The sequence below is a fragment of the Kitasatospora sp. NPDC048194 genome (assembly GCF_043202455.1).
GTDB lineage: Bacteria > Actinomycetota > Actinomycetes > Streptomycetales > Streptomycetaceae > Kitasatospora.
Window position 1 is genome coordinate 1 of sequence record NZ_JBIDAK010000031.1, and the last position, 22,981, is coordinate 22,981.

Genomic DNA, 22,981 nt, shown 5'->3' on the forward strand with positions numbered 1-22,981 from the left:
CGCCGGCAGCCCGGAAGCCGAGTACGACAGCGGAGCCGTCCCACCCGACGCCTTGATCTGCAGGTTCACCGAACCACCCACCGCGGTGGACTGGTTGCCCGGGTTGGTGACGGTGACGCCGCCCGGGTTGGGCAGCGAGCCCACGTTGACCGCGGCCCAGGCGGTGGCGACCGCGTTGTACTCGGCGCTGTTCGCGCCGTACAGGTCGGTGGCCGCGTTGAGGGTCGCGGTGCGGGCGGCGGCGTAGTTGGTGGTCGAGGTCATGTACGCGGTCAGCGCCTTGTACCAGACCTGCTGGGCCTTGTCCCGGCCGATGCCGGTGACGGTGATGTTGTTGACCGTCGGGCTGTTGTAGCTGACGCCGTTGATCACCTTGGCGCCGCTGCCCTCGGCCAGCAGGTAGAAGAAGTGGTTGGCCACACCGGACGAGTAGTGGACGTCCAGGTTGCCGACGCCCGAGTACCAGGAGTCGGCCGACTGGCCGTCCTTGGAGGGCTTGTCCATGTAGCGCAGCGGCGTGCCGTTGCCGTTGATGTCGATCAGCTCGCCGACCAGGTAGTCCGGGGTGTCGGCGGGCAGGTTGGCGTAGAACTCGACCATGTTGCCGAAGATGTCCGAGGTGGCCTCGTTGAGGCCGCCGGACTCGCCCGAGTAGTTCAGGTTGGCGGTCGCCGCGGTGACGCCGTGGCTCATCTCGTGGCCGGCCACGTCGAGTTCGGTCAGCGGGTGGGTGTCGCCCGAGCCGTCGCCGTAGGTCATGCAGAAGCAGCTGTCGTCCCAGAACGCGTTGACGTAGCCGGTGTCGTAGTGGACCCGGCTCATCGCGCCGACGCCGTCGTTGCGGATGCCGTTGCGGCCGAAGGTGTTCTTGTAGAAGTCCCAGGTCACCGCCGCGCCGAACTGGGCGTCCACGGCGGCCGACTCGCGGTTGCTGGCCTGGCCGTTGCCCCAGGTGTCGGAGGACTTCGAGAACAGCGTGCCGTTGCCGCTGGTGCCGTTCTTCATGTCGGTGGTGTACTGGCCGCCGCGGGAGGCGTCCTTGAGCGAGTAGGTCGAGCCGCTCTGGGTGGTGGTCAGCGGGACGTTGCCGACGAAGACGCCGGTGCCGCTGCCGCGCTGGATGCCGTCGGCCTTGCTCAGCACGGCACCGGTCTTGGCGTCGGTGACGACGTGCAGCTTGCTCGGCGTGCCGTCGGACTCGCGGCCGTTGACGACCGTCTCCCAGGCGAGCTTCGGGGTGCCGTCGGCGGCCCAGACGACCAGGCGCGGGGCGCTGTCGACGGTGCCCTGCTCGGCGGCGAGCGCGGCCTCCTTGGCCTTCGGGGCGGCCAGGGCCGGGGTGGTGTCGACGCCGGTGAGGCTGGCCTCGCTGGCCTTGGTCACGGCCTTGGTGGCGCCGGAGGCGTCCTGGTGGACGACCAGGTCGCCGCCGAGCACGGGGAGTCCGGCGTAGGTGCGCTCGTAGCGCAGGTGGCGACCGCCGTTGGCGTCCAGGACGACGTCCTTGGTGACCAGCTGCTCCTTGCCGTCCAGGCCGAGGGCCTGGGCGAGGGGGGCGGTCTGCTGGTTCGCGGAGGCTATCAGCGCGGCCCGGGAGGTCTGCTGGGCGGCGACGGCGGCCGGCGCGTCCTGGGCCGGTGCCGCCTGCGCGATCATCGGAATTCCGGTGACCAGCAGTGCCGTGGTGGCGGCGAGGACGACGGCCGCCTTCCGGGTGTGAGCGGAACGTGACATGCGGACTCCTTTTCCGACCGGCGCCGGTTCGCGCACGGTGGAGAGAACCTGGGCCGCAGGGTTGCGGCGCAGTGGGGGCCCCCGCCGGGTGCGACGGGGGTGCGGTTGCGGTGCTCACTGGGCGGTGCGGGGTTCGTTGCAGGGGCGGGACGCGCTGCACCTCGACAGGGACAGCTGCACCGGGAGGTGGGGCCCCCTCGTCTGCAGCCGGAGGAATCGTGGCAGCAAACGCGCCGTTAATGACAGATGCATGCCACTGATTGGCCGATTAATTACCGAAACCGTATGCACGACGGTTCGTCAGTTGTGTTACGCCATGACCAAGTCTTGAACACGGTTTTCATACCCCTGGAACGGTTCGATCACTACCGGAGGTGACTGACCAGCGCTCAGGACCATGACCGCCCCCGCCGGGCGGGCGGCAGCGCCCGGCAGCCGTTGCACGTCACAGTTCCGGCCGTGCCACCGCCGAAATCCGGCCATTCCCCGGCGGAAACGGAACCGGGCCCCGCACCGGCCTCAACGGCGGTGCGGGGCCCGGGAATCACCGGACAGTACGGGACCAGCCGTGCGGTCCCGTCAGTCAGCTCATTTCTGGACGAAAACCGCCACGGTACGGCCCGGCACGGTGAAGGTCCCGGTCGCGGAGTCGAAGCCGGACCGCTTCACCACCTGGTCCGCGCCGGACGCCTGGACCGGGTGCAGCACCTGACCGGTCCCGCGCAGCGCGGTCACGGCCTGGGTCTGCGCGGTGGGAGTCGCGTTGAAGACCACCGTGACGCCCTTCTCCGCGCCCGCCAGCCCGGTGCCGTCCAGGTGCAGGGTGATCACCCCCGGGATCTCCCCGGACGTGCCGGACAGCGGGTACGACAGCCGCTGCTGGACGTCGGCCAGGGTGGGCAGCGAGAACAGCGGCGAGGACTGCTTGATCCGCAGGAACTCCTGGAACTGCGCGCTGGTCGCCCGGATGTCGGCCGCGCCCACGGTCAACCGCGGGTCGGCCAGCAGGGCCCGGGCGGTGGGCCACAGCTGCTGGTTGTCCTTCGCCATCGGCAGGCCGCGGCCCCAGCCGTTGCCCTGGACGGCCCCCGTCGAGGGGTCGGGCCAGTGGATGGCGTTGAACCAGTCGCCCGAGTCGTAGGAGTTGGAGTCCAGCGACTTGGAGCGCAGCAGGTCGCTGCCGGCCTGGGCGAAGCCCGCGCCCTGGGTGAGGGCGGTCAGCGACAGGCCGAGCGCCTGCATCCGGGCCCGGTCGGCGGGTGCGGTGCCGGTCGGCAGCTTGTACGCGAGCGCGTCGAACAGGTCGGTGTTGTCGTGGGCGTCCACGTACTCCACCGCCTCGCCCGGCGAGGCCGCGTACCCGGTCGGGGCGCCGTTGTAGTCGACCTGGGCGCCGGTGACGGTCCGGCCCGAGCTGTCGGTGAAGGAGTAGCCGGCCAGGTTGCCGGCCAGTCCGACCTTCAGCTGGTCCATCTGGTGCAGCAGCCGGGCCTTCTGCTCCTGCGGGCTGCCGTTAGCGGGCGAGCCGTTGGGGTCGGTGTACAGGCCCGAGGCGAAGCCCTGCTGCGGCGCGGAGTCCAGCATGAAGTTGCCGCCGCGGGCGGCGTCCCGGAGCCGGTCGTCGAAGGTGGCGATGCCGGTGCCGGCCATGTTCTGCTGGGTGGCCTGCACGAACCGGGCGTTGTTCGCGACGACGCCGAAGTTCCAGCCCTCGCCGTAGAGGAAGACGTTCTTCCCGTCCACGCCGTCCGAGGCGGGCGTCATCTTCCGCAGCGCGGCCTGGACGTCCAGCATGGTGGACTTCGGGTCGAGCCCCATCAGGTCGAAGCGGAAGCCGTCGACCTGGTACTCGCGGGCCCACAGCGTCACCGAGTCCACCACCAGCCGGTTCATCATGGCGTGTTCGGGCGCGGTGTCGGCGCAGCAGCTGTCCGTGGTGACCTTGCCGTCGGCGTCCAGCCGCTGGTAGTAGCCGGGGACGACCCGGTCCAGCACCGAGTGCTCGGCCTGGCCGGCGGCAGCGGTGTGGTTGTAGACCACGTCCAGCACCACCCGCAGGCCCGCCGCGTGCAGCGCCTGGACCATCCGCCGGAACTGCACGGTGCGGGCCGTCCCTCCCCCGGCCTCCGGCCGGGAGGTGCCCCCGGGGTCGGCGGCGTACGAGCCCTCCGGCACGTTGTAGTGCAGCGGGTCGTAGCCCCAGTTGTAGGCGTCGTCGGCGGCGACGGTCGCCACGCACTCCTGCTGCTTCGGGCCGTCCGGCGGCAGGGAGGCCAGGTCGCAGGCCGGCAGCTTCCGGTCCGCCCGGTTCTCGTGGATCGTGGCGATGTCGAAGGTCGGCAGCAGGTGCACCGTGGTCACCCCGGCCTTGGCGAGGTCCCGGAGGTGCTGCATCCCGGCCGAGTTCGACTCGGTGAACGCCAGGTAGGTGCCGCGCTCGGCCTCCGGGACGGTGGTGTCCTCCACCGAGAAGTCCCGGACGTGCAGTTCCTGGATCTGCTCCTTCCCGGGCGGGACGGCCGCCGGGCGCGGCTGGTCGTCCCAGCCCGCCGGCTTGAGCTCCGGGGCGTCCAGGTCGGCGACCAGGCTGCGCCGGGAGTCGGTGGACAGTGCCACCGAGTACGGGTCGGTGACGGTGTTGACCACCAGCTGCTGCACCGACGGCGCCCAGACCTTCACCTGGTACAGGTAGTACTTCCCGTTCAACTCCTTCTCGTCACGGACGACTTCCCACACCCCGGTCTCGTCGTCCCGCTTCAGCGGCAGCGTCCTCGGGGTGCCCCCGGTGGCGCTGTCGAAGACCTGGACGGACACCTCCTGGGCGGTCGGCGCCCACAGCGAGAGCGCGACCTTGCCGTCGTAGTGGGCCGGGCCGAAGTCCACCTCGCCGGTGCGGCTCGCGTACAGGTCGTCCAGCACGCCCGGCGTCTGGACGCCCGTGCCGGCCAGCACCGCACCGCTCGGCAGGTGTTCGGTGAACAGCAGCTGGCTGCGCAGGGCGGCCGGGACGCGGGCGGCGTCCCGGGCGTCCACGGTGAAGGCCCGGTAGCCCGCCAGGTGCGGGTACTTCGCCTTCTGGGCGTCGGTCAGCCCGCCGGCGACGGGCACGAGGCGGATCCACCGGCCGGGCTTGGTCAGCGCCCCCTTGTCGGCGCGGATGCCGCCCTCGGGGTCGTAGACGAGCTGGGCGCTGGTCCCGCCGGCCAGGGCCTGGTCGGTGGCGCCGTAGTTCGCCGGGACGACGACGGTCCTGGCGTCGATCCACTGGGCCTTGGCGCCGGAGAGGTCCAGCTGCGAGGAGGCGGCGGGGTTCTGCGGCAGCAGGTAGCCCTCCCGGCCGCCGAGGATCCACACCTCCCTGCCGTTGACGGCGAAGTCCAGCGACTGGTCGGCGGGCAGGTCCTTGTCGTTGCCGTTGTGCAGGATGTAGCTGAGGCTGGTCGCGCCGGGGGCGAGCGGCACCTCGAAGACGGCGCCGAAGGCGTCCCGACGGGCCGGCATCAGCGGCTTGCCCCAGTCGGTGGGGGCGGCGGCGCCGGTCCAGTCGTGCAGGCCCCAGCCGTCGTAGTCGCCGTCGGCGCGGTTGTAGTGGATGACGGCGGTGCCGGCGGGCGGGGTGCTCGCCGGGCCGGGATCGGTGGTGCGGACGGCCGGGTCGCCCTGCTCCAGCCAGACTTCGCCGGTGGTGCCGACGTCGAGGTGGCGGTCGGCGTCCACGTCCTTGACGCCGTTCCGCTCGACGACGAAGCCGACGTCGGAGGCGCCCGGCTTCAACCGCACGTAGGTGAAGGCGCCGTAGGCGTCCCGTCCGGTGAAGGGGTGCCCGGCGGGCCACTGGGTGCCCTCGCCGTCGGCGAGGTCGCCCCAGGCGTAGAGGTTCCAGCCGTTGTAGTCGCCGTCGGGCCGGTGGTAGTGGACGACGGCGTACGGGCGGGCGCCGGCGGTGGGCACGGGACGGGGGGCGGGGGTGCCGGTGGTGAAGCTCGCGGTGGCGGAGCGCAGGTGGCCGCTGGAGTCCTGGACGACGGCCTTGTACCGTACGACGGTGCCGGGTGCAACCGCACCGAGGTCCTGGGTCACCGCGAAGTGCCGCCGGCCGTCCGGGCCGGACGGTCCGGTGTCGGCGGTGCCCAGGGTCTGCCAGGGCCCGTTGCCGATCTGCGCGGCGTAGCTGACCCGGTCGAAGCCGCCGCCGTCGGCCGTCGCGCCGACCGTGACGGTGCCGGTCGAGCCGTCCGCCGGCGGCTGCACCGCCAGCTGCGGCGCGGCGGCCACCGGGGCGAGCCTGGCGGCGGCCTTGAGCACCACGGAGGAGAGCGCCGGTACGGTCACCGTCACCCTGCGGTCCGCGCCGCTGGTGATCCGCGGTCCGGCGGAGGGGTAGACGGGGTCGAAGCCCATGCCCGGGGAGAAGGTGTCCAGGGTGACGGTCTTGGCCTCGGTGGCGTTGTTGACCGCGACCAGGTACTCGACCTGCTGGGCCGCGTCGATCCGGGAGAAGGCGTACACGCCCGGGCCGTCGGCGGCGTAGCGCTCGATCTGCGCGCCGTCGGCCAGGGCCGGGTTGGCGCGGCGAAGCTCGGCCAGCCCCGCGACGCCCCGGTAGAGCTCGCCGCCCTGCCCGTAGCGGTCGGCCGGGCCGGAGGCGCCGCCGAGCACCCGGTCGCCGTTGTACGACGGCGTCCTGGAGGCGAACATGTCCTGCCGGGCGTCCTTGTCGCCGCCCGCGCCGGTGAAGCCCTGCTCGTCGCCGTAGTAGACGACGGGCTGGCCGCGGGTGAGGAACTGGAGCTCGGTGCCGAGCCGGTCCTTCTTGAGCAGGGTCGCGTCGTCGGCGCCCGGGTTGTCGGCGAGCAGGAAGGAGCCGAAGCGGCCCATGTCGTGGTTGCCGAGGAAGGTGGGCAGCTCGTACGCGTCGGTGTCGGCGCTGGTGTAGCGGTAGTCCTGGGCGTAGACGTCGGCGAGGTTGCGGGCCGAGCCGCCCTGCGAGACGTAGGAGCGGGCGGCGCCCTGGAACGGGAAGTCGAGGGTGGCCTGCAGCTTGCCCCGGGTGACGTACGGCGCGGTGACGGCGGGGTCGCCGGAGTAGACCTCGCCGAACATGAAGAACTTCCGGTTGCCCTGCTTGGCCGCGAAGTCCTTGAGCGCGGGCGCCCACTGCTGCCAGAACGCCATGTCGACGTGCTTGACGGTGTCGATCCGGAACCCGTCCACGCCGGTGTCCCTGACCCACTGCTGGTAGACCTGCTCGAAGCCCTTCACCACCCGGGGGTTCTGGGTGTCCAGGTCGTCCAGCCCGTTGAAGTCGCCCTCGGTGGCGGACTCGCCGACGAAGGTCGAGTCGCCGCGGTTGTGGTAGAGCGCCGGGTCGTTGAGCCAGGACGGGGTCTTGGCCGCGGCGTCGGCGGGGGTGCGGAAGACCGGGGTGTAGGGGAAGGAGTCCTTGGTGGTCCTCGGCCACGGCGCGCGCGAGTCGGCCAGCGCGGTCTCGTCCACCGGATTGCCGTCCGCGTCGAGCGTGGGGTAGGCGCCGGTCGATCGGTAGCCGTGCTGCTGCTCGGCGTCGTCGATGACGTCGGCGGTGTGGTTGGTGATGACGTCGAAGAAGACCTTGATGCCGCGCGCGTGCGCCTTGGCTATCAGCTCCTTCAGCTGCTCGTTGGTGCCGAAGTGCGGGTCGACCTGGGTGAAGTCGGTGATCCAGTAGCCGTGGTAGGCGGCCGAGGTTTCGGCCCCGCTGCCCTGCACCGGCTTGTTCTTGAAGATCGGGGCCATCCAGATCGCGGTGGTGCCGAGGTTCTGGATGTAGTCGAGCTTCTGGATCAGTCCGGCCAGGTCACCGCCGTGGTAGAAGCCCTTGTCGGCGGGGTCGAAGCCGTTCTCCAGCCGGCCGCCGGTGATGCCCCCGGTGTCGTTGGCGGGGTCGCCGTCGGCGAAGCGGTCGGGCAGGACGAAGTAGAACTGCTCGCGGGTGAGGTCGTGCCGCCCGGCGGTGGCCGCCAGCGCGGCGTCCGAGGGCGGGGGCGGCGGGGCGGCGGCGAGCGCCGCGGGGGCACCGCCGAGGGTGGCGGCGGTCAGCGCGGCGGCCAGCAGCACGGCCGTGCGGCCGGGTCTGCGGCGGGACCTGCTCCGTCGGGGACTGCTCCGTCGCGGGCGGAGCGGCGTATCGGCCACTGAGGGGCTCCCTTGAAAGGGGGGAAGGGCGATCGATGTGCCAGGAAGCTAGCGGCCTGCAATATGTTTCAGCAAGATGCAGAAACCGTTTCGTGCCGGGAAAATCCAGGCCGCGGCCGCGCCCCGGCACCCCCGGTTACGCCGCCCCGGCCGTTCGCGTGACAATGGGACGTATGTCCGTCCCACCGGTAGCCACCAGACCCGATCGCACCCCCTACCCCGGTGGGAGCCGCCCCCTAGCCCTCAAGGGGGACAGCCGGTGAAGAATCCACTTCCAGGGGATGAGCAGACGGCTACGAGCGGTCTGGCAGACTTCTCGTCCATGGGGGAACCGACCGAGATCCAGCGAGGCGACGCCGGGCGCGCCGACGGGGCCCACGGTGGCGGTTCCGGAGCAGTGCAGGCCGCCGCGGCCGGGCTGCCGGATGGAGCCACCCGTGCCGCCCAGACCCGCACCGCCGCCCTGCGCAACCGCGTCCGCGACCAGCGCCGCTCACCGGCCCGACCGCGGCTCTGGTTCGAGCTGGCCCTGATCGGGATCAGCTACTGGATCTACTCCGTGGTCCGCAACGCCGTCCCCGAGCAGGAGGCGGTGGCCCAGAAGCACGCCCGCTGGATCTGGGACCTCGAGCACCACCTCGGCATCGCCGTCGAGCGCTCGGTCAACCACGCCGCGGACGGCGTCGGGTGGCTCATCACCGGGATGAACTACTACTACGCGACGCTGCACTTCATCATCACGATCGGCGTCCTGGTCTGGCTCTACCGCAGCCACCCGGGCCGCTACGTCGCGGCCCGCACCGTGCTGTTCGTCACCACCCTGATCGCCCTGGTCGGCTTCTACGCCTTCCCGCTGGCACCGCCCCGGCTGATGACCGGCGGCGGCTTCATCGACACCGTGCAGACCCACGGCACCTGGGGCTCCTTCGCCTCGGGCCCCGCCGCACACGTCTCCAACATGTACGCCGCGATGCCCTCGATGCACATCGGCTGGTCGACGTGGTGCGGCCTGGCGATCTTCTTCCTGGCCCGCCGGGCGTGGGTCAGGGCGCTCGGCCTGATGTACCCGGCCGCCACCCTGCTGGTCATCGTCTCGACCGCCAACCACTTCTGGATGGACGCCGTCGGCGGCGTGATCTGCCTGGCCCTGGGCTTCCTCGCCGCCCGCTGGCTGTACCACGACTGGGTCTACCGGCTGCCGCGGGTGCCCGCCCGGGAGGCGGCGGCGGACGAGCCGATCACCGTCCCGGAGCAGTGGAGCGAGCCGGCGGTCAGCACCGCACGCCGGTAGGCGGTCGCACCTGGAACGAGGAGAGGGGCCCCCGGTCGGGGGCCCCTCTCCGTTTCCCTGGCGCCCGGTGGGTCCGCGGGTGCCCGACGGGTCCGCCCGGCCGCCCCCGCAGCCCGGGGCCCGGAGCCCGCCGGACTCCCCCGCAGCCCAGGACGTCAGGCGGACCCGTAGAAGAGCCGGTCCACCACCGCCCGGGCCCGCCGGGTGGTGCGCCGGTAGTCGTCCACGAGTTCCCCGCTGTGCCCGGCGCCGTAGCCCAGGTACCGGGCCACCCCGGCCAGCTCACGGGCCTCCCCCGGGAAGCTGTCCCCCGGGCGCCCGCGCACCAGCATCACCGCCGCCCGCACCCGGGAGGCCAGCACCCAGGCGGCGTCCAGCACCTCCCCGTCGGCCGGGTCGACCAGCCCCGCCCGGACGGCGCCCGCCAACGCGGCCCTGGTCCTGGTGGTGCGCAGCGCCGGCAGCTCGTGCCCGTGCTGGAGCTGGAGCAGCTGCACCGTCCACTCCACGTCCGCCAGCCCGCCCCGCCCGATCTTGGTGTGGGTGGTCGGATCCGCCCCGCGCGGCAGCCGCTCGGCCTCGATCCGCGCCTTGATCCGGCGGATCTCCACCAGGTCCCGCTCCGGCACCCCGCCGCCCGGGTAGCGCAGCGGGTCGATAAGCTGCCGGAACCGCGCACCCAGCTCCTCGTCCCCGGCCACCGGCTCCGCCCGCAGCAGCGCCTGGCTCTCCCAGGCGTGCGACCAACGGCGGTAGTAGGCGGCGTACGAGGCCAGGGTGCGCACCAGCGGGCCGCTGCGGCCCTCCGGCCGCAGGTCGGCGTCGACCAGCAGCGGCGGCTCGGTGGACGGCGCGCCCAGCAGGGTCCGCAGCTCGTTGCAGACGGCCTGGGCGGCCAAGGCCGCGTCCTGCTCCAGCGAGCCGAGCAGCGGCTCGTGGACGAACAGCACGTCGGCGTCCGAGCCGTAGCCCAGCTCGTGGCCGCCGAAGCGGCCCATCGCGATCACCGCGATCCGGGTCGGCAGCGTGCCGTGCTCCGCCTCCCAGCCGGCCACGCACGCGCGCAGCGCGCCCTGCAGGGTCGCGGCGTTGAGCGCCGTCAGCGCCTCCCCCGCGGCGTCCAGCGCCTCGCCGGGATCGTCCCCAAGGCGCCCGAGCACGTCCGCGGCAGCCGTACGGAACAGCTCCCGGCGGCGCACCGAGCGGGCGGCGGCCACCGCGGCGGCGGGGGACCCGGCCCGGCCCACGGCGGCCAGCACCTCCGACTGCAACGCCGTCCGGCCGCGCGGCACCAGGCCCTGCGGGTCGCCCAGCATCGCCACCGCCTCGGGGGCGCGCAGCAGCAGGTCGGGTGCGAGCCGGCCGGCCGACAGCACCCGGGCCAGCTGCTCGGCGGCGGCGCTCTCGTCGCGCAGCAGCCGCAGGTACCAGGGGGTGCGGCCGAGCGCGTCGGAGACCTGGCGGAAGTTGAGCAGCCCGGCGTCCGGGTCGGCCGAGTCGGCGAACCAGCCGAGCAGCACCGGCAGCAGGGTGCGCTGGATCGCCGCCTTGCGGCTCACCCCGGACGCGAGCGCGCTGATGTGCCGCAGGGCGGCGGCCGGGTCGGTGTAGCCGAGCGCCTCCAGCCGGGCCCGGGCCGCCTCCGGGGTCAGCCCGGCGGCGCCCGGCGGCAGTTCGGCGACGGCGTCGAGCAGCGGGCGGTAGAACAGCTTCTCGTGCAGCCGCCGGACCTCCACCGCGTGGCGCTTCCACTCGCGCTGCAGCGCGGCCACCGGATCGGAGCGGGTGTCGTCGTTGATCAGCGCGGCGAGCGAGCGGGCGAGGCGGCGCAGGTCCTCCTCGGCGGTGGGCATCAGGTGGGTGCGGCGCAGCCGGTGCAGCTGGATGCGGTGCTCCAGGGAGCGCAGGAAGCGGTACGCGGTGTCCAGCGAGGCGGCGTCCGCCCGCCCGACGTACCCGCCGCGGGAGAGCGCGGCCAGCGCCTCCAGGGTGTTGCCGCTGCGCAGCGCCGGGTCGGTGCGGCCGTGCACCAGCTGGAGCAGCTGGACGGAGAACTCGACGTCGCGCAGCCCGCCGGGGCCGAGCTTGAGCTGGCGGTCCAGCTCGGTCGCCGGGATGGAGTCGATCACCCGGCGGCGCATCTGCTGCACGTCGGTGACGAAGTTCTCCCGGGCGGCCGCCTGCCAGACCATCGGGGCGAGCGCCTCGACGTACGCGGCGCCGAGCTCGGCGTCCCCGGCGACCGGACGGGCCTTCAGCAGCGCCTGGAACTCCCAGGTCTTGGCCCAGCGCTGGTAGTACGCCAGATGACTGGCCAGGGTGCGCACCAGCGGGCCGTTGCGGCCCTCCGGGCGCAGGTTGGCGTCCACCGGCCAGATGGTGCCCTCGCCGGTGGTGTCCGAGCAGAGCCGGGTGAGGGCGGCGGCCAGCCGGGTGGCCGCCCTGAGCGCCTCCTGCTCGTCCACTCCCTCGCGCGGCTCGGCGACGAAGACGACGTCCACGTCCGACACGTAGTTGAGCTCCCGGCCGCCGCACTTGCCCATGCCGATCACGGCGAGCCGGCAGGCCGCGGCGGCCTGCGGGTCCTGCGCCTCGGCGAGGTCCAGGGCGGTCTGGAGGGTGGCGCCGGCCAGGTCGGCGAGTTCGGCGGCGGTCTGGGCGAGGTCGGTGGTGCCGGTGAGGTCGCGGGCGGCGATGGCCAGCAGGCAGCGGCGGTAGGCGACGCGCAGCGCGTTGGCCGGGGTGAGGGTGTCGTCCCGGACGCCCTCGGCGAGGGCGCGGCGGAAGTCCTCCGGACCGGGGTGCATGTCCCGCAGCTCGAAGGTGACCAGCGCGTGCCAGTCGTGCGGGTGCCGGGCCAGGTGCTCGCCCAGTGCGGTGGAGACGCCGAGCACGCCGAGCAGCCGGTCGCGCAGCGGCTTGGAGGTGGTGAGGGTGTCCCGCAGGGTGCGCCGCTCCGCCTCGTCGGCGGCCTCCAGCAACCGGGCCAGACCCAGCAGCGCGAGGTCCGGGTCCGCGGTGGCGCCCAGGGCGTCCAGCAGCACCGGGTCGTCGGCCAGCCCCTCCAGACCGGGGCCCTCCAGCAACCGGACCGCCCGCGCGGGGTCGGTGAACCCGCGCCGGACCAACCTGATCTCGGGCCGGCTGACCCGGCTCCCGGCCCGCTGCTCCTCCACCGCCATCGGCCCCTCCATCCGTCCGTCCCAGCAGGCTACGCGCCCGCGCGGCCCCGCGCCGGACGCGACCGCCAGCCGGGCCGGCGCCCGCCACGCGGCGGGCCCGCGGTCACCCTCCCGGGTGACAGCGGGCCCGAGGAGTCTCGGCGCGCCGGCCGGCTGGGCGCCGGCTCGGCGCCCAGCCTCAGAGCACCTGGAGGTTCTTGCGCAGCTCGAACGGGGTGACCTCGGAGCGGTACTCCTCCCACTCCTGGCGCTTGTTGCGCAGGAAGAAGTCGAAGACGTGCTCGCCCAGCGTCTCGGCGACCAGCTCGCTGCGCTGCATCAGGTCGATGGCCTCGCCGAGGTTCTGCGGCATCGGCTGGATGCCGAGGGCGCGGCGCTCGGAGTCGGAGAGCGCCCAGACGTCGTCGTCGGCACCCGGGGGGAGTTCGTAGCCCTCCTCGATGCCCTTGAGGCCGGCCGCGAGGGTGACGGCGTAGGCGAGGTAGGGGTTGCAGCCGGTGTCCAGGGAGCGGACCTCGATCCGGGTGGACCCCTGCTTGCCCGGCTTGTACATCGGCACCCGGATCAGCGCCGAGCGGTTGTTGTGGCCCCAGCAGATGTACGAGGGGGCCTCGCCGCCGGCACCGGCGGTGCGCTGGGAGCCGCCCCAGATGCGCTTGTAGGAGTTCACCCACTGGTTGGTGACGGCGGCGGTCTCGGCGGCGTGCCGCAGCAGGCCCGCGATGAAGGAGCGGCCGACCTTGGAGAGCTGGTACTCGGCACCGGACTCGTGGAAGGCGTTGCGGTCGCCCTCGAACAGCGAGACGTGGGTGTGCATGCCGCTGCCGGGGTGCTCGGAGAACGGCTTGGGCATGAAGCTCGCGTGCACGCCCTGCTCCAACGCGACCTCCTTCATGACCAGCCGGAAGGTCATGATGTTGTCGGCGGTGGACAGGGCGTCCGCGTAGCGCAGGTCGATCTCCTGCTGGCCGGGGGCGCCCTCGTGGTGCGAGAACTCGACCGAGATGCCCATCGACTCCAGCATGGTGATCGCCTGTCGGCGGAAGTCGTGGCCCACCCCGCGCGGGGTGTGGTCGAAGTAGCCGGACTGGTCGGCGGGGATCGGCGCGGTGCCGTCGCCGGGCAGGTTCTTCAGCAGGAAGAACTCGATCTCGGGGTGGGTGTAGAAGGTGAAGCCCAGGTCGGAGGCCTTCTCCAGGGTGCGCTTGAGCACGAACCGGGGGTCGGCGAAGGAGGGCGAGCCGTCCGGCATCAGGATGTCGCAGAACATCCGGGCGGTCCCCGGGGTCTCCGAGCGCCACGGCAGGATCTGGAACGTGGTCGGGTCCGGCTTGGCGATCATGTCGGACTCGTAGACCCGGGCGAAGCCCTCGATCGCGGAGCCGTCGAAGCCGATGCCCTCCTCGAACGCCTGCTCCAGCTCCGCCGGCGCCACCGCGACCGACTTCAGGAACCCGAGCACATCGGTGAACCACAGCCGGACGAACCGGATGTCACGCTCTTCGAGCGTCCGAAGCACGAACTGCTGCTGCTTGCCCATGGGGACAGTCTCACCTCTGCTCTTTACGCTCGTGTTACGCCCGGGCGGCCCCCGAGAGACCCCGCGCGGCGATTGCCCCCATCATGGCCGATCAACGCGCCTCCCGGCAGTGCCGGCCCCCGCGCGGGACCCCCCGAGGGGGACATTGCGTCAGTTAGACGATTACACTCGGGGCATGCCCAATCTCCGTCTCGCCCTGTGCCAGATCGACCCCTGGGTCGGTGACATCGCCCGCAACAGCGATGAGGTGGTGCGCTGGACCAGGCAGGCCGCCGAGGCCGGCGCCCAGCTGGTCGCGTTCCCCGAGATGGCCCTGACCGGCTACCCGGTCGAGGACCTCGCCCTGCGCCGTTCCTTCGTCGACGCCTCCCGGGCGGCGCTGGTCGAGCTGGCCGGACGGCTGGCCGCCGACGGGCTGGGCGAGGTCCCGGTGGTGGTCGGCTACCTCGGGCGCTCCGAGCACGCCTCGCCGCGGTTCGGCCGCCCGGCCGGCTCGCCGCAGAACTGCGCCGCCGTGCTGCACCGGGGCGAGGTGGTCACCCGCTTCGCCAAGCACCACCTGCCCAACTACGGCGTGTTCGACGAGTTCCGCTGGTTCGTCCCGGGCGAGCAGCTGCCGGTGCTGCGGGTGCACGGCGTGGACGTGGCCCTGGCCATCTGCGAGGACATCTGGCAGGACGGCGGCCGGGTCACCGCCGCCCGCGAGGCCGAGGCCGGCCTGCTGCTGGTGGTCAACGGCTCGCCCTACGAGCGGAACAAGGACGACCAGCGGCTGGAGCTGGTCCGGCGCCGCGCGGCCGAGGCGGGCTGCACCCTGGCGTACGTCAACATGGTCGGCGGCCAGGACGAGCTGGTCTTCGACGGCGACTCGATCGTGGTCGGCGCGGACGGCGAGGTCCTCGCCCGCTCCCCGCAGTTCGAGGAGCACCTGCTGGTGCTGGACCTCGACCTGCCGGCCGCCAGCAGCGACCACACCGACGGCCTGCTGCTGGCCGACGGGCTGCACCTGGTCCGCGCCGAGCTGGACGGCGAGCCGGTGCGGGACCTGGCCCCCGCTCCCGCTGTGACCGCCGGCATCGCACCCAGGCTGTCCGACGAGGCGGAGATCTGGGCGGCGCTGGTCTCCGGCACCCGGGCGTACGTGGTGAAGAACGGGTTCACCTCGGTGCTGATCGGCCTCTCCGGCGGCATCGACTCGGCACTGGTGGCCGCGATCGCGGTGGACGCGATCGGCGCGCAGAACGTCCACTGCGTCTCGATGCCCTCCCGCTACTCCTCGCAGCACTCCCGGGACGACGCGGCCGAGCTGGCCCGCCGCACCGGCCTGCACTTCCGGACCGTCTCCATCGCCCCGATGTTCGACGCCTACCTCGGCGCCACCGAGCTGACCGGCCTCGCCGAGGAGAACCTCCAGTCCCGGCTGCGCGGCACCCTGCTGATGGCGATCTCCAACCAGGAGGGGCACATCGTGCTCGCGCCCGGCAACAAGAGCGAGCTGGCGGTCGGCTACTCGACCCTGTACGGCGATTCGGTGGGCGCCTTCGGGCCGATCAAGGACGTCTACAAGTCGCTGGTCTTCCGGCTGGCCCGCTGGCGCAACGAGGAGGCCGAGCGGCGCGGCGAGGTGCCGCCGATCCCGGAGAACACCATCAGCAAGCCGCCGTCCGCCGAGCTGCGGCCGGACCAGAAGGACACCGACTCGCTGCCGGACTACGACCTGCTGGACAGCGTGCTGGCCCGCTACATCGAGGGTGACGAGGGGCGGGACGCGATCGTCGCGGCCGGCTTCGACCCGGCCGTGGTGGACCGGGTGGTCCGGCTGGTCGACACCGCCGAGTACAAGCGGCGCCAGTACCCGCCGGGCCCGAAGATCTCGGTGAAGAACTTCGGCCGGGACCGCCGCCTGCCGATCACCAACCGCTGGCGCCGGGGCTGAGCGGGCCGTCCGGACAGGACGGGCTGGGCGGGCCGAACAGGCCGGGCCGGCTGGGCGGCCCGGGCCCGTGCGGCCGAACCGCTCGGACGGCCCGGGTCAGGAGCCGTACCGGTAGGTGGCGGCCACCGCGAGGTGGTCGCTGCCGTCCCGGGGCAGGGTGCGGGAGTCCACCGGCTGGAGCCCGCCCTTGCTCATGATCTGGTCGATCCGGGCCATCGGGAAGGCGGCCGGCCAGCTGAACCCGAAGCCGTCCCCGGCGGCGCCCTGGGCCGAGCGCATCTGCGAGGTGACGGGCGCCAGGCTGCGGTCGTTCATGGTGCCGTTGAGGTCGCCGAGCAGCAGGACCCTGGACACCCGCTCGGCCTGGATCGCGTTCCCGAGCGCCTGGGCGCTGACGTCCCGCTGGTCGACGGTGAAGCCGCCCTCGGCCTTGAGCCGGACCGACGGCAGGTGCGCGACGTACACCGCGACCGGGCCCTGCGGGGTGGCCACCTGGGCCCGGAACGCCCTGGTCCAGCCCATCCTGAGGTCCACCGGGGAGACCCCGCTGATCGGGTACTTCGACCAGAGCCCGACCGTCCCCTCCACCGCGTGGTACGGGTAGGCGTCGGAGAGGCCGGTCTCGTACGCCCGCAGGTGTCCGCCGGCGAGCTCCTCCAGGGCGACGATCTGGGCGCCCGAGGCCACCAGGCCGCGGATGGTGCCCGGCACGTCGGTGTTCTCGGCGGCGACGTTGTGGCTGACCACCGTCCAGTCGCCCTTGCCGCCGCTCTTGTCGGTCAGCTGACCGCCGAAGAGGTTGGCCCACAGCGCGACGGGCAGCAGCAGGGCGGTCAGCGCGGTGGCGGAGCGGCGCAGCAGCGCGGCCACCAGCAGCACCGGGACGGCCAGGCCCACCCAGGGCAGGAAGGTCTCCAGCAGGCTGCCGAGGTTGCCGACGCTGTTGGGCACCTCGGCGTGGAAGGCCAGCAGCACGGCGGTGACCACGGCGAGCACCGCGATCACCAGACCGCGCCGCCAGGTGTTGCTGCCGCGGGCGTCCCGGCCCCAGTCCCGCAGGCCGAGGAAGCCGCCGGACCGGCCGCCCCGGGCGGTGTCCGTACCCCCGGCGTCCGCGGTCCGGTCGGTGCTGTCCGCCTGCGCCATGCTGTGGCTCCCTCGCTCGTGCCGTCGCCGGTCCGGCGGCCGTTCCGCGGGGTACGCGGGGTGCCGGACTGGTGCCGGTTCGATCGGATACCCGGCTCAGCCTATGCCGGGACAGACGCGCGGTTGCGGGAGCGGGTTGCGGCGCGGCCGGGTTTGGTGAGCCAGGCCACGTCCGGATCCGCCGGGCACGATCGAACACCTGGGCGGAGGTCCGCTGCGAAGGTCCGCCGGAGGCCCGGGCGGCGGCGGGTGAGCGGTCAGCCGGGCACCCGGCGCGGGGCGAGGCCGTCGAACAGGGCGTCGACCATCTTGCGGGCCAGGTCCTCGTCCTCCAGGTCGGAGTCCTCCCACAGGATGCTGCGGTAGACGATCGGGCCGAGCAGGAGGTCCCCGAGCAGGTCCAGGTCGAGGTCGGCGCGGATCTCGCCCTCGGCGACGGCCCTGCGGATCAGGCCGAGCCCGGCCTCGCGCCGCGGCTTGATCACCCGTTGGTGGTAGGCGGCGTACAGCTCCGGCAGGGTCTGCATCTGGCCGAGGGCGGCCTTGAGCACCCAGCGGGTGCGCTTGGCCAGGCCGCGCCGGCGGACGTAGTCGATCATCTCGATCAGGTCGTCCCGGGCGCTGCCCCCGGACGGCTCCGGCACCGGCGCCTCCAGCCGACTGACCACGTCGACCAGCAGGGCGACCTTGTTGGGCCAGCGCCGGTAGATGGTGGCCTTGCCGACGCCGGCGGCGGTGGCGATGCCCTCGATGGTGAGCTCCGAGAGCGAGGTGCCGGCGGACATCAGGTCCTCCACGGCGGTGAAGATGGCCTGCTCGGCGGCCTCACTGCGGGGCCGGCCGCGGCGGGCCACCGCGCAGGGCCGCCCGGTGTCGGCGCTCGGAGTGTCCGTCCTCATCCCCGCTGTCTCTCCCTCGCTGTCCCCGGGCGCGCGGGCGCCGTGGCGTTTCGGTGGGCGGCCCGCGGGCGGGGTGGTCCCGCCCTGGACCGCGGCCCTGCCGACCGGGGGCACCGGGCGGCAGGGCCATTGTCGCTCAGCCGACCTCGCGCGTCGGCGGACGGACTCGGCTCAGGCGTCGGCGGACGCCGTCTCCCGCTCCTGGCCGGGCCGGGCCGGGGCCTGGCCGCCCGGGGCGGCGAGGCGGCGCGGCAGCAGGAACCAGGCGACCAGTGCGCCGACCAGCGAGATGCCCACCGAGAGCGAGGCCACCACGTGCATGGCGTGGATGAAGGAGTCGTTCGCCGGGGCGATCAGCGCCTTGCCCGCGCCGTTCGGGATCCGGTCGGCGACGGCCAGGGTGGCCTCCAGCGACTCGCCCGCCTTGTCGCGCAGCCCCTCGGGCAGGTGGCTGAGGGTGTCGGTCATCCCGTCGCGGTACACGGTGGACAGCACGGCGCCGAGCACCGCGACCCCGAGCGAGCCGCCGACCTGGCGGAAGGTGTTGTTGACGGCCGAGCCCGCGCCGGCCTTCTCGCGGGGCAGCGAACCCATGATCGCGACGGTGACCGGCGGCATGACGTGCGCCATGCCGGTGCCCATGACCAGGCCGAGCACGATCAGCACCCAGATCGGGGTGGTCGCGGTCAGCACGGTGTAGCCGACGAAGCCGGCCGCGACCAGCACCATGCCGCCGGCGGCGGTGGCGGCGACGCCGAGGCGGTCGACCACCAGCCGGGCCCGCGGCGCGAACACCAGCTGGCCGACGGCCAGCGGCAGCATCAGCAGACCGGCCTGCAGGGCGCTGTAGCCGCGCACGCTCTGGATGTAGAAGACGCCGAAGAAGGACACGCCCATCAGCGCGAAGAAGATCACGCCGACGACCGCCACGGAGGCGCTGAACACCTTGTTGCGGAACCAGGTGACGTCCAGCGCGGGGAACCGGGTGCGGCGCTCGAACCAGACGAAGGCGGCCAGGGCCACGATGCCGAGCAGGGTCGGGCCCCAGGCCTCGACGGCGGTGAAGTCGGCCAGCTCGCCGCCCTTGATGATGCCGTAGATCAGCGCCACCAGGCCGACGATCGACAGCAGCACGCCGACCGGGTCGAGCGCGCCCGGGTCGGGGTCCTTGGACTCGGGGACAAGGATCGCCATCGCGATGACCGCGACGACCACGATCGGGACGTTGATCAGGAAGACGGAGCCCCACCAGAAGTGCTCGATCAGCAGACCGCCGGTGATCGGGCCGATGGCGATGGCCAGACCGACCGCGCCGGCCCAGATGCCGATCGCCTTGGGCTGCTCCTCGCGCTCGAAGACGTTCATGATGATGGCCAGCGTGGCGGGCATCGCGAGCGCGCCGCCGACGCCCATCAGGGCGCGGAAGCCGATGAGCTCACCGGGCGAGCCGGCCATCGCGGACAGCAGCGAGGCGATGCCGAAGACCACCATGCCGGCGAGCAGGGCGAGTTTGCGGCCGAAGCGGTCGCCGAGCAGGCCGGAGGTGAAGAGCAGCCCGGCGAAGACCAGCGTGTAGGAGTTGATCGCCCATTCGAGATCGCTCTGGGTGGCGCCCAGGCCGACCGGAGCAGGGGTCGCGATGGTCTTCATCGCGACGTTGAGGATCGAGTTGTCGAGTACGACGACGAGCAGGGCGAGCACCAGGGTGCCCAGGATCGCCCAGCGGCGGCGGTGGATGGCTTCCGGCACACGAGGTGGCGCGGCGGCGGTGGTCATTGGTCTTCCCGTCCGTGGTGATGTGGCACTGGCGGGCATTTGCGAGTCGGATGCGTCTCGTAACCCCCCGCGCCCAGAGTAGCGGCACTTACGATACGAGACGAGTCCGTTTCGTAAAATGGAGGCAAAGCCCGGCGGACACGGAGACGACCCGGTGTGGCGTGGATCGCACCCGGCCCCCTGCACGCCTCTTTGCGCTCACGCCGGGGCGTGCAAGCATGGAGGGGATCCGGGGACGCCGCACGGCGCCACGAGACGACAACCCTTCAGGAGTCCGTTCGATGAACGCTTCCTCGCCTTCGCCTGCCCAGAAGCAGGCGTCGACCACCACCCTCTACGGCGGGGTCACCAACCGCCGGGTCACCGTCCGCGACCTCGCCGCCGCCAAGCAGCGCGGCGAGAAGTGGGCGATGCTGACCGCCTACGACGCCCTCACCGCAGGGGTGTTCGACGAGGCCGGGATCCCCGTCCTGCTGGTCGGCGACTCCGCCGGCAACTGCCACCTCGGCTACGAGACCACCGTGCCGGTGACCATGGATCAGATGGTGATGCTCTCCGCCGCCGTCGTCCGAGGCACCCAGCGCGCCCTGATCGTCGCCGACCTGCCGTTCGGCTCGTACCAGGAGTCGCCCGCCCAGGCCATGCACAACGCGGCCCGGCTGATGAAGGAGGCCGGCGTCGGCGCGGTCAAGCTGGAGGGCGGCGAGCGCAGCGCCCGCTCGATCGAGCTGCTGGTCGAGGCCGGCGTCCCGGTGATGGCGCACATCGGCCTCACCCCGCAGTCCGTGCACGCCTTCGGCGGCTACCCCGTCCAGGGCCGCGGCGACGAGGCGGCGCACCAGCTGCTGCGCGACGCCAAGGCCGTCCAACAGGCCGGCGCGTTCTCGGTGGTGCTGGAGGCCGTCCCGGCGGAGCTGGCCGCGCAGGTCACCGAGCAGCTGGCGATCCCGACCGTCGGCATCGGCGGCGGGCCCGAGACCGACGCCCAGGTGCTGGTCTGGACCGACATGGCCGGCATGACGGCGGGCCGGGTGCCCAAGTTCGTCAAGAAGTACGCCGACCTGCGCGGCGTCCTCGGCGAGGCCGCCCGCGCGTTCGCCCAGGACGTCCGCACCGGCGCCTTCCCGGCGGAGGAGCACAGCTTCCACTGACAGCTGACGGCTCATGGCTGACGGCAGACGGCAGACGGCAGACGGCAGACGGCAGACGGCAGACGGCAGACGGCAGCTCCCGGCGGCCCCGCTCCGAACCCCTCGGAGCGGGGCCGCTGTCGCGCCCGGCCGGCGGTGACAGCGGCGTGACAGCGGGGCGTCAGGGTGCCCGGGCCCGGTGACAGGGGGCTGACAGGGCGGCGGGACAGCCTGGGGGCATGACAGGAATCGCCACCGCCCCGAACACGCGGGGAACCGCCGGGAACGCCGTCGAGGTGCACGGCATCGTCAAGCGCTTCGGCGCCACCAAGGCCCTGGACGGGGTCGACCTCACCGTCCGCGAGGGCACCGTGCTCGCGCTGCTCGGGCCGAACGGCGCGGGCAAGACCACGCTGGTGCGGGTGCTCTCCACCCTGATCAAGCCGGACGCCGGCACCGCGTACGTGGGCGGCCACGACGTCCTGCGCCAGCCCAAGCAGCTGCGCCGCACCATCGGCCTGACCGGCCAGTACGCCTCGGTGGACGAGCTGCTCTCCGGCTACGAGAACCTCTACCTGATCGGCCGGCTGCTCGACCTCTCCGGCCGCGAGGCCAAGGCCCGGGCCACCGAGCTGCTGGAGCGCTTCTCGCTCACCGAGGCCGCCAAGCGGCCCGCCAAGACCTACTCCGGCGGCATGCGACGCCGCCTCGACCTGGCCGCCAGCATGATCGGCCGCCCCCGGGTGCTCTACCTGGACGAGCCCACCACCGGCCTGGACCCGCGCACCCGCAACGAGGTCTGGGACGAGGTGCAGCGGATGGTCGCCGAGGGCAGCACCGTCCTGCTGACCACCCAGTACATGGAGGAGGCGGAGCAGCTCGCCGACGAGCTGACCGTCATCGACCGCGGCAGGGTCGTCGCCAACGGCGGTGTCGCCGAGCTCAAGGCCAAGGTCGGCGGCCAGATCCTCCAGGTCCGCCCGGCGCGCCCGGCCGAACTGCCGGAGATGGTCCGCTGCCTGCACGCGAACGGCATCACCACCGCCACCGTCTCCCCCGACGACGGCCTGCTCGCGGTGCCGATCGCCGGCGAGGAGCAGCTGACCACCGTCATCACCGTGCTCGGCACCAAGGGCTTTGCGATCGCCGGCATCGACACCAAGGTGCCCAGCCTGGACGAGGTCTTCCTCGCCATCACCGGCAGGCCCACCGCCGACACCGCCGCCACGGACCACACCGCCGCCCCCGTCAAGGAGCCCGTCGCATGACCACCGCCACGCTCGCCCCCGCCCGGGCCGAGGACGGCCCGGCCGGTGACGGCCGGATCGGCCTCGCCGCGAACCTGCGCCACGTCGGCGCGCTGACCCGGCGCAACCTGATGCGGATCAAGGCCGACCCGGAGTCGATGTTCGACGCCGTGCTGATGCCGATCGTCTTCACCGTGCTGTTCGTCTACGTCTTCGGCGGCGCCATCTTCGCCGGGGACCAGGACCAGTACAAGCAGTTCATGATCCCCGGTCTGCTCGGACAGACCGGCATGACCCTGGCGCTGGCCGTCGGCACCGGCCTCAACAGCGACTTCCAGACCGGGGTGATGGACCGTTTCCGCACCCTGCCGATCGGCCGGTCCTCCGTCCTGCTCTCCAAGATCGCCGCCGAGACCCTGCGGGCCCTGCTCTCCTCCGTGATCCTGCTGACCTTCGCGTTCGTCCTCGGCTTCGAGCTGAAGACCGGCGTGCTGGAACTGCTGGCCGCGGTCGGCCTGTCGCTGGTGTTCGGCATGTCGATCGTCTGGATCTCGATGCTGCTGGGCATGGCGATGAGGAGCGCCCAGGCGGTGCAGGGCGTCTCCATGCTGGTCCTGATGCCGATGCAGTTCGGCAGCTCGATCTTCGCGCCGACCGACACCATGCCGGGCTGGCTGCAGTCCTTCACCAAGGTCAACCCGCTGTCCGCGCTGGCCGACGCCTCCCGCGCCCTGCTCAACGGCCAGGGAGCGGTGGCCCACCCGGTGACGATCGTGCTGGTGTGGTCCGCCGCCGCCACCGCGGTCTTCGCCCCGCTCGCCGTGGCCCGCTTCCGCAAGCGGACCTGAGCCCGACCCCGCCGGCCGGCCCCGGAGCCGCTCGGCGGACGGGACGGCCGGCCGCCCGGGACAGGCGCCGGCCGTCGT

At 72.8% G+C, this 22,981-nt stretch carries 12 protein-coding genes; 5 read left to right on the forward strand and 7 right to left on the reverse strand.

Annotated features, from left to right (window positions below; all coding sequences use genetic code 11):
* Both ACGF07_RS28445 and pulA read right to left on the reverse strand, forming a co-directional pair.
* On the reverse strand, positions 1 to 1,734 hold a 1,734-nt coding region (locus tag ACGF07_RS28445), incomplete at its 3' end, for a M4 family metallopeptidase (protein WP_392903264.1).
* 588 nt (positions 1,735 to 2,322) lie between these two features.
* Positions 2,323 to 7,908, reverse strand: a complete 5,586-nt coding sequence (pulA, locus tag ACGF07_RS28450) for a pullulanase-type alpha-1,6-glucosidase (RefSeq protein WP_392903266.1) — start codon at positions 7,906 to 7,908, stop codon at positions 2,323 to 2,325.
* 322 nt (positions 7,909 to 8,230) lie between these two features.
* Between pulA and ACGF07_RS28455 the strand changes: the two genes are divergently transcribed.
* Positions 8,231 to 9,199, forward strand: coding sequence for a phosphatase PAP2 family protein (locus ACGF07_RS28455; RefSeq protein WP_392903268.1), 969 nt, complete (start codon positions 8,231 to 8,233; stop codon positions 9,197 to 9,199).
* 155 nt (positions 9,200 to 9,354) lie between these two features.
* On the opposite strand, the gene ACGF07_RS28460 is transcribed toward ACGF07_RS28455, so the two are convergent.
* A complete protein-coding gene (locus tag ACGF07_RS28460) occupies positions 9,355 to 12,381 on the reverse strand; it encodes a bifunctional [glutamine synthetase] adenylyltransferase/[glutamine synthetase]-adenylyl-L-tyrosine phosphorylase (RefSeq protein WP_392903270.1) in 3,027 nt (1,008 codons plus the stop codon).
* Between the two features lie 178 nt (positions 12,382 to 12,559).
* Positions 12,560 to 13,921 (reverse strand): type I glutamate--ammonia ligase, encoded by a 1,362-nt coding sequence (gene glnA, locus ACGF07_RS28465; RefSeq protein WP_350743849.1) that lies wholly within the window; start codon positions 13,919 to 13,921, stop codon positions 12,560 to 12,562.
* 175 nt (positions 13,922 to 14,096) lie between these two features.
* Between glnA and ACGF07_RS28470 the strand changes: the two genes are divergently transcribed.
* Positions 14,097 to 15,857, forward strand: coding sequence for an NAD+ synthase (locus ACGF07_RS28470; RefSeq protein WP_392903273.1), 1,761 nt, complete (start codon positions 14,097 to 14,099; stop codon positions 15,855 to 15,857).
* A gap of 96 nt (positions 15,858 to 15,953) precedes the next feature.
* Here ACGF07_RS28470 and ACGF07_RS28475 read toward each other — a convergent pair whose 3' ends face one another.
* The 3 genes from ACGF07_RS28475 to ACGF07_RS28485 form a co-directional block, all read right to left on the reverse strand.
* Entirely contained in the window at positions 15,954 to 17,003 is a 1,050-nt protein-coding gene (locus tag ACGF07_RS28475; protein WP_392903275.1) for an endonuclease/exonuclease/phosphatase family protein, read from the reverse strand.
* Between the two features lie 257 nt (positions 17,004 to 17,260).
* Positions 17,261 to 17,902: a TetR/AcrR family transcriptional regulator gene (locus ACGF07_RS28480; protein ID WP_350743852.1), complete on the reverse strand. Its 642-nt coding sequence runs from the start codon at positions 17,900 to 17,902 to the stop codon at positions 17,261 to 17,263.
* 171 nt (positions 17,903 to 18,073) lie between these two features.
* Complete coding sequence (locus tag ACGF07_RS28485; protein WP_392903278.1) at positions 18,074 to 19,678, reverse strand: MFS transporter; 1,605 nt, start codon at positions 19,676 to 19,678, stop codon at positions 18,074 to 18,076.
* A 281-nt stretch (positions 19,679 to 19,959) separates the two neighbouring features.
* Here ACGF07_RS28485 and panB point away from each other — a divergent pair, with 281 nt between their 5' ends.
* The 3 genes from panB (at position 19,960) to ACGF07_RS28500 (ending at position 22,903) form a co-directional block, all read left to right on the forward strand.
* Positions 19,960 to 20,829, forward strand: a complete 870-nt coding sequence (gene panB, locus ACGF07_RS28490; RefSeq protein WP_350743854.1) for a 3-methyl-2-oxobutanoate hydroxymethyltransferase — start codon at positions 19,960 to 19,962, stop codon at positions 20,827 to 20,829.
* Positions 20,830 to 21,047: 218 nt separating this feature from the next.
* Complete coding sequence (locus ACGF07_RS28495; protein WP_392903280.1) at positions 21,048 to 22,076, forward strand: ATP-binding cassette domain-containing protein; 1,029 nt, start codon at positions 21,048 to 21,050, stop codon at positions 22,074 to 22,076.
* On the forward strand, positions 22,073 to 22,903 hold the full coding sequence (locus ACGF07_RS28500; RefSeq protein ID WP_392903283.1) for an ABC transporter permease: 831 nt from the start codon (positions 22,073 to 22,075) through the stop codon (positions 22,901 to 22,903). The genes ACGF07_RS28495 and ACGF07_RS28500 overlap by 4 nt, the downstream gene beginning before the upstream one ends.
* The last annotated feature ends 78 nt before the right edge of the window (positions 22,904 to 22,981 follow it).